We start from the raw sequence: 13,848 nt of genomic DNA, 5'->3' as shown, positions 1-13,848 counted from the left end.
ACGTTCTCCTAGGCTGGGCGCGCTGTCGGCACTGGGTTGACCAGTTGCTCGAGCGTCGCGCGATCCAATAATTCGGTGTCCAATTTGATGTAGATGGCGGCTTCTTCGGCGATCACTACCGCATCTGTTACCCCAACAACGGCCTTAAGGCGCTCTACTAGGCCGGCTTCACGAATTGCTTCGGGCGACAAAGGCAGGCGCAGGCTTGTGACGTATGGCGGTTCGCGCATGGTAACAGCAAAGGCTAACCAAAGTGCAGCCAGCCCGGCGCATCCCAGGAAGACAACCGACAAACCGCCATGCTGGAACATCCAGCCACCCATGATGCCGCCCAATGCAGAACCGAGGAACTGGCTGGTGGAATACACTCCCATCGCCGTGCCCTTGCCACCGGCCGGTGAAACTTTACTGATCAGCGAAGGCAACGAGGCCTCCAGCAAGTTGAACGCGGTAAAGAACACCACCGTGCCGATCACCAGCGCCCGCAGGCTGTCGCCGAACTGCCAGAAGAATAGCTCAGTGAGCATCAGCGTCGCGACGGCGCCCAGCAGCACTTGTTTCATCTTGCGTTTTTTCTCGCCATAGATGATGAACGGGATCATGGCGAAGAACGAAATCAGCAGCGCGGTGAGGTAGACCCACCAGTGCTGTTCCTTGGGCAGGCCGGCTTTTTCGACCAGCGCCAGAGGCAGCGCGACAAAGCTGCACATCAGCATCGCGTGCAACACGAAGATACCTAAATCCAGGCGCAGCAGGTCCGGATGCTTGAGCGTCGGCAGCAACGCCTTGCGCGCCACACCGGACTCGCGGTGCTGCAAGGTGCCGGTAGAACGCGGCACCATCAAGGCCACGATCACGATCCCGAACAACGCCATGCCACCCGTTGCGAGGAACAGACCGTGCAAGCCGAACGCGCGAGTCAGCAAGGGGCCGACCACCATGGCCACGGCAAACGACAGGCCGATGGTCATGCCAATCATGGCCATGGCCTTGGTGCGGTGTTGTTCACGGGTGAGGTCCGACAACAGCGCCATGACCGCTGCGGAAATCGCGCCGGCACCTTGCAGGACGCGACCGGCAATCACGCCCCAAATAGAATCTGACTGAGCGGCGAGCACGCTGCCGAGGGCAAAGACGATCAATCCCAGATAGATCACCGGGCGGCGGCCGATACGGTCGGAAATGATCCCGAACGGGATCTGGAAAATAGCCTGGGTCAGGCCATAGGCGCCAATCGCCAAGCCGATCAATGCGGGGGTCGCGCCTGCGAGGTCCATCCCATAGGTCGCCAGCACCGGCAACACCATGAACATGCCAAGCATACGGAAGGCGAACACCAGGGCCAGACCGCTTGCCGCTCGGGTCTCGCCGCTACTCATGCGTTCGCTGTGGGGATCGTGCATGGAAAAACCTCGTGTGAACCGGCGGCGATTCTACCAGTCCCATCGATTGAGAGGGTATATGCGGCGCTTTGCCGCGCAGCTTTCATGTAAGGCTGCAAGCGGCGTTTTGACAGTGTATATTCATCCAGTCTTTAGCCGTATACTCCAGCATTATTTACGCCCGCCGTGCGAGGCCATCTTGGACAAGATCCTGATTCGTGGGGCTAGAACCCACAACCTGAAGAACATCGACCTGACCCTGCCCCGGGACAAACTGATCGTCATCACCGGCTTGTCCGGGTCCGGCAAATCGTCCCTGGCGTTCGACACGCTGTATGCCGAAGGCCAGCGTCGTTATGTGGAATCGCTGTCGGCCTATGCCCGCCAGTTCCTGTCGATGATGGAAAAACCCGACGTCGATACCATCGAAGGCCTGTCGCCGGCGATCTCCATCGAGCAGAAATCGACCTCCCACAACCCGCGCTCCACCGTGGGCACCATCACCGAAATCTACGACTACCTGCGTCTGCTGTATGCGCGAGTCGGTATTCCGCGCTGCCCCGACCACGACATTCCCCTGGAAGCCCAGACCGTCAGCCAGATGGTGGACCTGGTGCTGGCCCAGCCGGAAGGCGCCAAGCTGATGTTGCTGGCACCGGTGATCCGTGAGCGCAAGGGTGAACACCTTTCCGTCTTCGAAGAACTGCGCGCCCAGGGCTTTGTACGCGCACGCATCAACGGCAAGCTGTATGAGCTGGATGAAGCGCCGAAGCTCGACAAACAGAAGAAGCATTCGATCGACGTGGTGGTGGACCGCTTCAAGGTGCGGGCTGACTTGCAGCAGCGCCTGGCGGAATCGTTTGAGACCGCGTTGAAGCTGGCGGACGGCATCGCCCTCGTGGCGCCGATGGATGACGAGCCGGGCGAAGAAATCATCTTCTCCGCTCGTTTTGCCTGCCCGATCTGCGGTCACGCCATCAGCGAGCTGGAACCCAAGTTGTTTTCCTTCAATAACCCGGCCGGCGCCTGCCCGACTTGCGATGGCCTGGGGGTCAAGCAGTTCTTCGACATCAAGCGCCTGGTCAATGGCGAACTGACCTTGGCGGAGGGGGCTATACGCGGCTGGGACAGGCGTAACGTCTACTACTTCCAGATGCTCGGGTCGTTGGCGGCCCACTACAAGTTCAGCCTGGAAGTGCCGTTCAACCAACTGCCTGCCGAACAGCAGAAAGTCATCCTGCATGGCAGCGGTTCGCAGAACGTCGATTTCAAATACCTGAACGACCGTGGCGACATCGTCAAGCGCTCCCACCCGTTCGAGGGCATCGTGCCGAACCTGGAACGTCGCTACCGCGAGACCGAATCGGCGAGCGTGCGTGAAGAATTGGCAAAGTTCCTCAGCACCCAGCCCTGCCCGGATTGCCGCGGTACGCGCCTGCGTCGCGAGGCTCGCCATGTGTGGGTCGGTGAGAAGACGTTGCCGGCTGTCACCAGCCTGCCGATCGGCGATGCCTGCGAGTACTTTGGTGTGCTCAAGCTAACGGGACGCCGTGGCGAGATTGCCGACAAGATCCTCAAGGAGATTCGCGAGCGGCTGCAGTTCCTGGTCAATGTTGGCCTAGACTACCTGTCGCTGGATCGCAGTGCCGATACCTTGTCGGGCGGTGAAGCCCAGCGTATTCGCCTGGCCAGCCAAATTGGTGCCGGCCTTGTCGGCGTGCTGTACATCCTCGACGAGCCATCGATTGGCTTGCACCAGCGAGACAACGACCGCCTGCTGGGCACGTTGAAACACCTGCGCGATATCGGCAACACCGTGATTGTGGTCGAGCACGACGAAGACGCGATTCGCCTGGCCGATTACGTGGTCGACATCGGCCCGGGTGCGGGCGTGCACGGCGGGCACATTGTGGCCGAGGGCACGCCGGCCGAGGTCATGGCCCATCCCGACTCGCTGACCGGCAAATACCTGTCGGGCCGAGTGAAAATTGAAGTGCCGGCCAAGCGTACACCGCGCAACAAGAAGCTGGCGCTGCACCTCAAGGGCGCGCGAGGCAATAACCTGCGCAATGTCGACCTGGAGATTCCGCTGGGCCTGCTGACGTGTGTGACCGGGGTTTCCGGCTCGGGCAAGTCGACGCTGATCAACAACACGCTGTTCCCGTTGAGTGCCACTGCCTTGAACGGCGCGACCACCCTGGAAGCGGCTGCACACGACAGCATCAAGGGCCTGGAGCACCTGGACAAAGTGGTCGATATCGACCAGAGCCCGATTGGCCGCACACCGCGCTCCAACCCGGCGACCTACACCGGCTTGTTTACGCCGATTCGCGAGTTGTTCGCGGGCGTGCCGGAATCCCGCTCACGGGGCTACGGGCCAGGTCGTTTCTCGTTCAACGTCAAGGGCGGCCGCTGCGAAGCCTGCCAGGGCGATGGCTTGATCAAGGTGGAGATGCACTTCCTGCCGGACATCTACGTGCCGTGCGACGTATGCAAGAGCAAGCGCTACAACCGCGAAACCCTGGAGATCAAATACAAGGGCAAGAGCATCCACGAGACCCTTGAGATGACTATTGAGGAAGCCCGGGAGTTCTTTGATGCCGTTCCAGCGTTGGCGCGCAAGCTGCAGACGCTGATGGACGTAGGCTTGTCGTATATCAAGCTGGGGCAATCGGCGACCACGTTGTCTGGTGGTGAGGCACAACGGGTGAAACTGTCCCGTGAGCTGTCCAAGCGCGATACCGGCAAGACCCTGTACATCCTCGATGAACCGACCACCGGCCTGCACTTCGCGGACATCCAGCAACTGCTGGACGTGCTGCACCGTCTGCGCGATCACGGCAACACGGTGGTCGTGATCGAGCACAACCTGGATGTGATCAAGACGGCCGACTGGCTGGTCGACCTGGGGCCGGAAGGCGGCTCCAAGGGTGGCCAGATCATCGCGGTGGGTACGCCGGAGCAGGTCTCCGAAATGCCGCAATCCCATACTGGTTACTACTTGAAGCCGCTGCTAGAGCGCGACCGGGCCTGATTATCGGGCCCAATAAAAAGCCCCTGTCACTTTGCGGTGACAGGGGCTTTTTCGTAGCCGGGAATCAGAACTGCGATTGCAGGTAATTCTCCAGGCCCACCAGCTTGATCAGACCCAGCTGCTTTTCCAGCCAGTAGGTGTGATCTTCTTCGGTGTCGTTCAACTGCACGCGCAGGATCTCACGAGTGACGAAGTCGCTGTGCTTCTCGCAGAGCTCAATGCCCTTGCAGAGTGCGGCTCGCACCTTGTACTCAAGACGCAGGTCGGCAGCGAGCATGTCAGGCACCGTGGTGCCCACATCCAGATCATCAGGACGCATACGCGGCGTGCCCTCGAGCATGAGGATACGGCGCATCAGTGCGTCGGCGTGCTGTGCCTCTTCTTCCATCTCGTGATTGATACGCTCGTAGAGCTCGGTAAAGCCCCAGTCTTCGTACATGCGCGAATGGATGAAATATTGGTCACGCGCTGCCAGTTCGCCCGTCAGCAACGTGTTGAGGTAATCGATTACGTCGGGGTGACCTTGCATCGCCCTACATCTCCCTGCTTGAAAGTCTGTAGTTTGAACCATGATGACTCGGAGGTCACGAGACCAACGGCAGAAAAGTGAAGATTTTCAGAGAAAAGTAGCTGATTTAACGCAAAAACCGCCCAAATGAGGGCGGTTCTGCTTATCGTTTAGAGTCAGTTAAGCGATACACCCAATGCCTTTGCGATTGCTTCTCCATAAGCCGGGTCTGCCTTGTAGAAGTGCCCCAACTGGCGCTGGACCACATCACTGGAGACGCCGCCCATGGCGCCGGCGATGTTGTTGACGAGCAATGCTTTCTGCTCGTCATTCATCAGGCGGAACAGCGCACCGGCGTGGCTGTAGTAATCGGTGTCTTCGCGGTGATCGTAACGGTCCGCGGCGCCACTGAGGGCCAGCGCTGGCTCTGCGTACTGAGGAGCCTGCTTCGGTGCGTCGCTGTAGCTGTTCGGCTCATAGTTTGGCGCTGCGCCGCCGTTGCTGCCGAAAGCCATCGAACCGTCACGCTGATAGCTGTTCACCGGGCTGCGTGGGGCGTTCACCGGCAATTGCTGGTGGTTGGTGCCAACACGGTAGCGGTGCGCATCTGCGTAAGCGAATACACGACCTTGCAGCATGCGGTCCGGCGACAGGCCGACACCTGGAACCATGTTGCTTGGACCGAACGCAGCTTGTTCCACTTCAGCGAAGTAGTTCTGCGGATTGCGGTTGAGTTCCAACTCGCCAACTTCAATCAGCGGGAACTCCTTCTGCGACCAGGTCTTGGTCACGTCGAACGGGTTCTCGTAGTGAGCGTTGGCCTGGGCCTCAGTCATGATCTGAATGCAGACGCGCCATTTCGGGAAATCACCACGCTCGATCGCACCAAACAGATCGCGCTGGGCGTAATCAGGGTCGGTACCGGCCAGGCGTGCAGCTTCTGCAGGCGCCAGGTTCTTGATGCCTTGCTTGGTCTTGTAGTGCCACTTCACCCAGTGACGCTCGCCATTGGCGTTAATCAGGCTGTAGGTGTGGCTGCCGAAGCCGTGCATGTGACGGTAGCCATCAGGGATGCCACGGTCGGAAAACAGGATGGTGACCTGGTGCAGCGCCTCCGGGGAGTGCGACCAGAAGTCCCACATCATTTGGGCGCTTTTCAGGTTGCTTTGCGGCAGGCGTTTCTGAGTGTGGATGAAGTCAGGGAACTTCAGCGGGTCACGGATGAAAAACACCGGAGTATTATTACCCACGATGTCCCAGTTGCCTTCTTCGGTGTAGAACTTCAAGGCAAAACCGCGTGGATCGCGCTCTGTATCAGCCGAACCGCGTTCGCCCCCTACAGTGGAGAAACGCAGGAAGGTCGGCGTTTGCTTGCCAACGGATTCGAACAGCTTGGCACTGGTGTATTTCGTGATGTCCTGGGTGACAGTGAAAGTACCGTAGGCACCTGAACCTTTGGCGTGCACACGGCGCTCAGGAATGTTCTCGCGGTTGAAGTGAGCGAGCTTCTCGATCAGGTGAAAATCGTCGAGCAGCAGCGGGCCGCGTGGGCCGGCGGAACGGGAATTCTGGTTGTCCGCAACGGGGGCGCCGCTGGCGGTAGTAAGGATTTTATTCTGGCTCATGCTCAATTTCCCTCAGGTCGGACTTGGAACTGCCGGCTAATCGGCTTGGAGGGAGTATTGATCATCAACATGACGTCTACAAATTCATTAAATTGTAGGCATCAATAGAAAATTTCTACCAAACTCTCGCTGACCCATAGCGTTAAGCACTCACCGTGGAATTTTGAACACACTGCACTTTTCTTACGCGCACAAAAAACCGGGCACTAGGCCCGGTTCTTCGTTACAGCTTGTCGTCTTACTCGGCGCTTACAGCTTCGCCAGCAGTAGCACGATCAACCAACTCGACGTACGCCATAGGCGCGTTGTCGCCAGCACGGAAACCGCACTTGAGGATGCGCAGGTAGCCACCCTCACGGGTAGCGTAACGCTTGCCCAGGTCGTTGAAGAGCTTACCAACGATAGCTTTCGAACGAGTACGGTCGAAAGCCAGACGGCGGTTAGCCAGGCTGTCTGTCTTGGCCAAAGTAATCAGCGGCTCAGCAACGCGACGCAGTTCTTTAGCTTTCGGCAGTGTAGTTTTGATCAGCTCGTGCTCGAACAGCGACACCGCCATGTTTTGGAACATGGCCTTGCGGTGCGAGCTGGTACGGCTCAGGTGACGACCACTTTTACGATGACGCATGGTTCATTCCTTACCAAACTCACGTTCGGTGATTACGACGATCAGGCAGTCGCCTTGTCGTCCTTCTTAAGACTTGCAGGCGGCCAGTTGTCGAGGCGCATGCCGAGGGACAGACCGCGGGAGGCCAGAACGTCCTTGATTTCAGTCAAGGATTTCTTGCCCAGGTTCGGAGTCTTCAACAGTTCTACTTCGGTACGCTGAATCAGGTCGCCGATGTAGTAAATGTTTTCCGCCTTAAGGCAGTTAGCCGAACGTACAGTCAGTTCCAGATCGTCAACCGGGCGAAGCAGGATCGGATCGATCTCGTCTTCCTGCTCGATTACCACTGGTTCGCTGTCACCTTTGAGGTCGACGAACGCAGCCAACTGCTGTTGCAGGATGGTTGCAGCGCGGCGGATAGCCTCTTCAGGATCCAGAGTACCGTTGGTTTCCAGATCAATAACCAGCTTGTCCAGGTTAGTACGCTGTTCGACACGGGCGTTTTCCACCACGTATGCGATACGGCGAACCGGACTGAACGAAGAGTCAAGCTGCAAGCGACCAATGCTGCGGCTTTCGTCTTCATCGCTCTGACGCGAGTCGGCCGGTTCATAACCACGACCACGAGCTACGGTGAGCTTCATGTTCAGGGCGCCGTTAGACGCCAGGTTAGCGATTACGTGATCGGGGTTAACGATCTCGACATCATGATCCAGCTGAATATCGGCAGCGGTAACCACCCCCGAACCCTTCTTCGACAAGGTCAGCGTAACTTCGTCACGGCCGTGCAGCTTGATAGCCAGACCTTTAAGGTTCAACAGGATTTCAATTACGTCTTCCTGTACACCTTCGATGGCGCTGTACTCGTGGAGCACACCGTCAATCTCGGCCTCGACTACTGCACAGCCGGGCATTGAGGACAACAGGATGCGGCGCAGCGCGTTGCCCAGGGTGTGGCCAAAACCACGCTCGAGAGGCTCGAGAGTGATCTTGGCGCGGGTTGGACTGACAACCTGCACATCAATGTGGCGGGGTGTCAGGAACTCATTTACCGAAATCTGCATGGATGCACCTATTTTCTAGCCCTTACTTGGAGTAGAGCTCGACAATCAGGCTTTCGTTGATGTCGGCGGACAGATCACTGCGAGCAGGAACGTTCTTGAAAACGCCCGACTTCTTCTCAGTGTCTACTTCTACCCATTCTACGCGGCCACGTTGGGCACACAGATCGAGAGCTTGGACAATGCGAAGTTGGTTTTTTGCTTTCTCGCGAACCGCAACCACGTCACCAGCACGAACCTGGTAGGACGGAACGTTTACGGTCTGACCGTTAACGCTGATCGACTTGTGCGATACCAGCTGACGGGATTCGGCACGAGTAGAACCAAAGCCCATACGGTATACAACGTTGTCCAGACGGCATTCGAGCAGTTGCAGCAGGTTTTCACCGGTTGCACCTTTCTTGCCAGCAGCTTCTTTGTAGTAGCCGCTGAATTGACGCTCGAGAACGCCGTAGATACGACGGACCTTCTGCTTTTCACGCAGTTGGGTGCCGTAATCGGACTGGCGACCGCGGCGTTGGCCGTGGATACCAGGTGCTGCTTCAATGTTGCACTTCGATTCGATCGCGCGCACGCCGCTCTTCAGGAAGAGATCGGTGCCTTCGCGACGAGCGAGTTTGCATTTTGGACCAATGTAACGAGCCATTCTTTACAATCTCCTGGATTACACGCGGCGCTTCTTCGGCGGACGGCACCCGTTGTGCGGGATTGGCGTCACGTCGGTGATGCTGGCGATCTTATAGCCACAGCCGTTCAAAGCACGGACAGCGGACTCACGACCTGGACCTGGACCCTTGACGTTAACGTCGAGGTTTTTCAGGCCGTATTCCAGCGCAGCTTGACCAGCACGTTCAGCAGCTACTTGAGCAGCGAACGGGGTGGACTTGCGGGAACCGCGGAAACCCGAACCACCAGAGGTAGCCCAAGACAGCGCGTTACCTTGACGGTCGGTGATGGTCACGATGGTGTTGTTAAAAGAAGCATGGATGTGGGCGATGCCATCAACCACTGTCTTTTTAACTTTTTTACGAGGACGAGCAGCAGGTTTTGCCATGATAATTTTCCTGTCGATTCGCTGGGGCGATTACTTGCGGATCGGCTTACGCGGACCTTTACGGGTACGCGCGTTAGTCTTGGTACGCTGACCGCGCACTGGAAGACCACGACGATGACGCAGACCGCGATAGCAACCGAGGTCCATCAAACGCTTGATTTTCATGTTGATTTCGCGACGCAGGTCACCTTCAGTGGTGAACTTCGCCACTTCGCCACGCAGCTGTTCAATCTGCTCGTCGCTCAGATCCTTGATCTTAGCGGCTGGGTTTACCCCAGCAACTGCGCAAATTTTCTGCGCAGTAGTGCGACCAACACCATAGATGTAGGTCAGCGAGATAACAGTGTGCTTGTTATCTGGAATGTTAACGCCTGCAATACGGGCCATTCAGTGGGACTCCAATTGACAGCTACCTACGCCCCGGAAGCCAAGAAATAGGGCGCGAGATAATATCGCTGTAATAACAAATAATCAACCCGGCAGCGCACTAGCTGCCGGGCTTCAAGCGGATCACACTCAGCCTTGGCGCTGTTTGTGACGCGGTTCCGCGCTGCAAATTACTCGAACAACACCTTCGCGGCGAATAATCTTGCAGTTACGGCACAGCTTTTTCACCGATGCACGAACTTTCATCACCAACTCCTCGAACCTTATGGGTACTCAGCGCAACATGCCGCTGCCGTAACCCTTCAGGTTGGCTTTCTTCATCAGGGATTCGTACTGGTGCGAAACGAGGTGCGATTGTACTTGGGACATGAAGTCCATCACAACCACGACCACGATCAGCAACGAGGTCCCGCCAAGGTAGAACGGAACGTTTGCTGCAACCACCAGGAACTGGGGCAGCAGGCACACGGCCGTCATATATAGAGCACCGAACAGGGTCAAACGAGTCAGAACGCCATCAATGTAGCGCGCAGACTGCTCACCTGGACGGATGCCCGGAATAAAGGCACCGGACTTCTTCAGGTTTTCCGCTACGTCTTTCGGATTGAACATCAACGCCGTATAGAAGAAGCAGAAGAAAATAATCCCTGCACTAAACAGCAGAATATTCAACGGCTGACCAGGAGCGATCGACTGAGAGAGGTCCTGCAGCCAGCCCATATTTTCAGACTGACCAAACCAGGTACCCAACGAAGCCGGAAACAGCAAAATGCTGCTCGCGAAAATTGCCGGAATAACACCGGCCATATTCACTTTCAGCGGCAAGTGGCTGGTCTGCGCAGCAAAGACCTTACGGCCCTGCTGACGCTTGGCGTAGTGAACAGCAATACGACGCTGGCCACGCTCAATGAACACCACAAAACCGATAATCGCTACTGCCAGCAAACCGATGGCAACCAGAGCGAAGATATTGATATCACCCTGACGTGCAGACTCGAAAGACTGCCCAATTGCTCTCGGAAGACCGGCGACGATACCTGCGAAAATCAACATCGAGATACCGTTGCCAACACCACGCTCAGTAATCTGCTCACCCAGCCACATCATGAACATCGCACCAGCCACAAATGTGGATACCGCGACGAAATAGAAGCCAAAGTCACCAGTGAACGCAACATCCTGCCCAGCCAGGCCAACGGACATGCCGATAGCTTGGACCAGGGCGAGGATGACAGTGCCGTAGCGGGTGTACTGGCTAATCTTGCGACGGCCAGCTTCACCTTCCTTCTTCAACTGCTCCAGCTGCGGGCTGACGGCGGTCATCAGTTGCATGATGATCGATGCCGAAATGTACGGCATGATTCCCAGTGCAAAAATGCTCATCCGTTCCAGCGCGCCGCCGGAAAACATGTTGAACAAGCTAAGAATGGTCCCCTCATTCTGTCGAAACAGGTCTGCGAGTCGGTCCGGGTTGATACCTGGAACCGGGATGTGTGCGCCTATTCGGTAGACGATAATCGCCAGGAACAGAAAACGCAGACGAGCCCAAAGTTCAGACATACCGCCTTTGCCGAGCGCTGAGAGAGCACCTTGCTTAGCCATTTATTCCTCGAACTTGCCGCCAGCTGCTTCGATAGCCGAACGCGCACCTTTGGTGGCGCCGATTCCCTTGCCGATAGTGACAGCGCGAGTCACTTCACCGGACAGCATGATTTTCACACGCTGTACGTTGACGTTGATCACGTTGGCATCTTTCAGGGTCTGCAGAGTAACGATGTCGCCGTCCACTTTAGCCAGCTCGGACAGACGCACTTCTGCGCGGTCCATGGCTTTCAGGGATACGAAACCGAACTTAGGCAGGCGACGATGCAGCGGCTGTTGACCGCCTTCAAAGCCTGGAGCAATGGTGCCACCGGAACGGGAGGTTTGACCTTTGTGGCCACGGCCACCAGTCTTACCCAAACCGCTACCGATACCACGGCCCGGACGATGCTTTTCGCGACGGGAACCCGGCGCTGGACTCAGATCATTGAGTTTCATCGATTAACCCTCTACACGCAGCATGTAGTAAGCCTTGTTGATCATCCCGCGATTCTCGGGAGTATCCTGGACTTCTACAGTGTGACCGATGCGACGCAGACCCAAACCTTTAACACACAGTTTGTGGTTAGGGATGCGGCCGGTCATGCTTTTGATCAGCGTTACTTTAACGGTAGCCATGATCAGAAGATCTCCTTGACAGTCAGGCCACGCTTGGCAGCGATGGACTCAGGAGACTGCATAGCTTTCAAACCTTTGAAAGTGGCGTGAACCACGTTTACCGGGTTAGTCGAGCCGTAGCACTTGGCCAGAACGTTCTGAACGCCAGCAACTTCGAGGACAGCACGCATAGCGCCGCCAGCGATGATACCGGTACCTTCAGAAGCAGGCTGCATGTACACCTTCGAAGCGCCATGGGCGGACTTCATTGCGTACTGCAGAGTGGTGCCGTTCAGATCAACTTGGATCATGTTGCGACGAGCAGCTTCCATTGCCTTCTGGATCGCAGCAGGCACTTCACGCGACTTGCCACGGCCGAAGCCAACACGCCCTTTACCATCACCTACCACGGTCAACGCGGTGAAAGTGAAAATACGGCCGCCTTTAACGGTTTTGGCTACGCGGTTAACTTGAACCAGCTTCTCAATGTAGCCTTCGTCGCGCTTTTGGTCGTTATTTGACATAACTTAGAACTCCAGCCCAGCTTCACGAGCAGCATCAGCCAGCGCTTTCACGCGGCCGTGGTACTTGAAGCCAGAGCGGTCGAAAGCCACTTGCGAGACGCCAGCGGCCTTAGCACGCGTAGCGACCAGCTGGCCAACCTTTGTGGCCGCGTCGATGTTGCCAGTAGCACCATCACGCAGTTCTTTATCCAAAGTCGAGGCGCTTGCCAGGACCTTGTTGCCGTCGGCCGAGATGACCTGGGCGTAGATGTGCTGCGACGAGCGGAACACGCAGAGACGCACGACTTCGAGTTCGTGCATTTTCAGGCGTGCTTTGCGAGCGCGACGCAGTCGAGTAACTTTTTTGTCGGTCATTTGCTATGCCCTACTTCTTCTTGGCTTCTTTACGACGGACGACTTCGTCCGCGTAGCGCACACCTTTGCCTTTGTACGGCTCTGGTGGACGGAAGTCGCGGATCTCAGCAGCCACTTGACCTACCAGTTGCTTGTCGATGCCCTTGATCAGGATATCGGTCTGGCTAGGAGTCTCAGCGGTGATGCCTTCCGGCAGTTCGTAATCCACTGGGTGCGAGAAGCCAAGGGCCAGGTTCAAAACCGTGCCTTTTGCTTGCGCTTTGTAACCAACACCGACCAGCTGGAGCTTACGCTCGAAGCCTTGGCTTACGCCTTGGACCATGTTGTTTACCAACGCACGCGTGGTACCGGCCATTGCGCGAGTTTGTTGATCGCCATTGCGAGCAGCAAAACGCAGCTCACCAGCTTCTTCAACGATCTCAACGGACGAATGGATGTTCAGTTCAAGAGTACCCTTGGCACCCTTCACCGAAAGCTGTTGGCCTGCGAATTTGACTTCGACACCGGCTGGCAGCTTAACGGGGTTCTTAGCGACGCGAGACATGCTTATCCCCCCTTAGAACACAGTGCAAAGAACTTCGCCGCCGACACCGGCAGCGCGCGCAGCACGATCCGTCATCACACCTTTGTTGGTGGAGACGATAGACACGCCCAGACCGCCACGAACTTTCGGCAGATCTTCAGCGGACTTGTACTGACGCAGGCCTGGACGGCTAACGCGCTTCACTTCCTCGATGACCGAACGGCCTTCGAAGTACTTCAGCTCGATGGACAGCAGTGCTTTTACATCGCTGCTGATCTGATAACCCGCAATGTAGCCTTCGTCTTTCAGGACTTTGGCAACAGCTACCTTCAACTTGGAAGATGGCATGCTTACGACGGACTTTTCAGCCATCTGGGCATTACGGATACGAGTTAGCATGTCCGCTAACGGGTCCTGCATACTCATGGGCTAGACGCTCCTAATACAAAAAAATTAGCCTTGCGGCTACATATGTCGCCGAGAATCTCCGGGCATAGAAAACACGGGCTCAGGCGAGCCGGGTATTCTAGACACACTCCGGAAATGAAACAAGCCCCAAAAGGGGCTTGTTCCAGATTCAAGGTCACCGGTGG

Annotated in this window: 17 protein-coding genes; 1 reads left to right on the top strand and 16 read right to left on the bottom strand. The window is 56.8% G+C overall.

The window, feature by feature from the left end; translation table 11 throughout:
- Positions 1 to 8: 8 nt before the first annotated feature.
- Positions 9 to 1,403 (bottom strand): MFS transporter, encoded by a 1,395-nt coding sequence (locus AC07OV_RS19275; RefSeq protein WP_176999256.1) that lies wholly within the window; start codon positions 1,401 to 1,403, stop codon positions 9 to 11.
- A 178-nt stretch (positions 1,404 to 1,581) separates the two neighbouring features.
- Between AC07OV_RS19275 and uvrA the strand changes: the two genes are divergently transcribed.
- Positions 1,582 to 4,416 carry an excinuclease ABC subunit UvrA gene (uvrA, locus tag AC07OV_RS19270; RefSeq protein ID WP_176999255.1) on the top strand — a complete coding sequence of 945 codons (2,835 nt, stop codon included), beginning with the start codon at positions 1,582 to 1,584 and terminating at the stop codon, positions 4,414 to 4,416.
- Positions 4,417 to 4,480: 64 nt separating this feature from the next.
- Here the strand turns inward: uvrA and bfr are convergent, their stop codons facing one another.
- The 15 genes from bfr to rpsH all read right to left on the bottom strand — a co-directional run bounded on the left by bfr (position 4,481) and on the right by rpsH (position 13,681).
- Positions 4,481 to 4,945, bottom strand: coding sequence for a bacterioferritin (bfr, locus tag AC07OV_RS19265; RefSeq protein WP_176999254.1), 465 nt, complete (start codon positions 4,943 to 4,945; stop codon positions 4,481 to 4,483).
- 155 nt (positions 4,946 to 5,100) lie between these two features.
- Positions 5,101 to 6,549 carry a catalase gene (locus AC07OV_RS19260; RefSeq protein ID WP_494998090.1) on the bottom strand — a complete coding sequence of 483 codons (1,449 nt, stop codon included), beginning with the start codon at positions 6,547 to 6,549 and terminating at the stop codon, positions 5,101 to 5,103.
- A gap of 238 nt (positions 6,550 to 6,787) precedes the next feature.
- Positions 6,788 to 7,174 (bottom strand): 50S ribosomal protein L17, encoded by a 387-nt coding sequence (rplQ, locus tag AC07OV_RS19255; protein ID WP_003176402.1) that lies wholly within the window; start codon positions 7,172 to 7,174, stop codon positions 6,788 to 6,790.
- A 41-nt stretch (positions 7,175 to 7,215) separates the two neighbouring features.
- The gene (locus AC07OV_RS19250; protein ID WP_003176403.1) at positions 7,216 to 8,217 is read right to left on the bottom strand and encodes a DNA-directed RNA polymerase subunit alpha; all 1,002 of its coding nucleotides are present in this window, start codon (positions 8,215 to 8,217) and stop codon (positions 7,216 to 7,218) included.
- A gap of 22 nt (positions 8,218 to 8,239) precedes the next feature.
- Complete coding sequence (rpsD, locus tag AC07OV_RS19245; protein WP_003176404.1) at positions 8,240 to 8,860, bottom strand: 30S ribosomal protein S4; 621 nt, start codon at positions 8,858 to 8,860, stop codon at positions 8,240 to 8,242.
- An 18-nt stretch (positions 8,861 to 8,878) separates the two neighbouring features.
- A complete protein-coding gene (rpsK, locus tag AC07OV_RS19240; protein WP_002555466.1) occupies positions 8,879 to 9,268 on the bottom strand; it encodes a 30S ribosomal protein S11 in 390 nt (129 codons plus the stop codon).
- A 30-nt stretch (positions 9,269 to 9,298) separates the two neighbouring features.
- Complete coding sequence (gene rpsM / locus AC07OV_RS19235; protein WP_003194635.1) at positions 9,299 to 9,655, bottom strand: 30S ribosomal protein S13; 357 nt, start codon at positions 9,653 to 9,655, stop codon at positions 9,299 to 9,301.
- Positions 9,656 to 9,784: 129 nt separating this feature from the next.
- A complete protein-coding gene (gene rpmJ / locus AC07OV_RS19230; RefSeq protein ID WP_002555468.1) occupies positions 9,785 to 9,901 on the bottom strand; it encodes a 50S ribosomal protein L36 in 117 nt (38 codons plus the stop codon).
- 27 nt (positions 9,902 to 9,928) lie between these two features.
- Positions 9,929 to 11,257 (bottom strand): preprotein translocase subunit SecY, encoded by a 1,329-nt coding sequence (gene secY, locus AC07OV_RS19225; protein WP_495092770.1) that lies wholly within the window; start codon positions 11,255 to 11,257, stop codon positions 9,929 to 9,931.
- The gene (gene rplO, locus AC07OV_RS19220) at positions 11,258 to 11,695 is read right to left on the bottom strand and encodes a 50S ribosomal protein L15 (RefSeq protein WP_176999252.1); all 438 of its coding nucleotides are present in this window, start codon (positions 11,693 to 11,695) and stop codon (positions 11,258 to 11,260) included.
- Positions 11,696 to 11,698: 3 nt separating this feature from the next.
- A complete protein-coding gene (gene rpmD, locus AC07OV_RS19215) occupies positions 11,699 to 11,875 on the bottom strand; it encodes a 50S ribosomal protein L30 (RefSeq protein ID WP_003176408.1) in 177 nt (58 codons plus the stop codon).
- 2 nt (positions 11,876 to 11,877) lie between these two features.
- Positions 11,878 to 12,378 carry a 30S ribosomal protein S5 gene (rpsE, locus tag AC07OV_RS19210; protein ID WP_003176409.1) on the bottom strand — a complete coding sequence of 167 codons (501 nt, stop codon included), beginning with the start codon at positions 12,376 to 12,378 and terminating at the stop codon, positions 11,878 to 11,880.
- 3 nt (positions 12,379 to 12,381) lie between these two features.
- Positions 12,382 to 12,732, bottom strand: coding sequence for a 50S ribosomal protein L18 (gene rplR / locus AC07OV_RS19205; RefSeq protein ID WP_003186037.1), 351 nt, complete (start codon positions 12,730 to 12,732; stop codon positions 12,382 to 12,384).
- Positions 12,733 to 12,742: 10 nt separating this feature from the next.
- On the bottom strand, positions 12,743 to 13,276 hold the full coding sequence (rplF, locus tag AC07OV_RS19200) for a 50S ribosomal protein L6 (protein ID WP_003176412.1): 534 nt from the start codon (positions 13,274 to 13,276) through the stop codon (positions 12,743 to 12,745).
- A 12-nt stretch (positions 13,277 to 13,288) separates the two neighbouring features.
- On the bottom strand, positions 13,289 to 13,681 hold the full coding sequence (gene rpsH, locus AC07OV_RS19195; protein ID WP_010206883.1) for a 30S ribosomal protein S8: 393 nt from the start codon (positions 13,679 to 13,681) through the stop codon (positions 13,289 to 13,291).
- Between the last annotated feature and the right edge of the window lie 167 nt (positions 13,682 to 13,848).

This window comes from Pseudomonas sp. GW821-FHT09A09 (genome assembly GCF_059418405.1).
The sequence above is the reverse complement of the archived record's forward strand: the minus strand, read 5'-3'. Positions and strand labels throughout refer to the sequence as shown.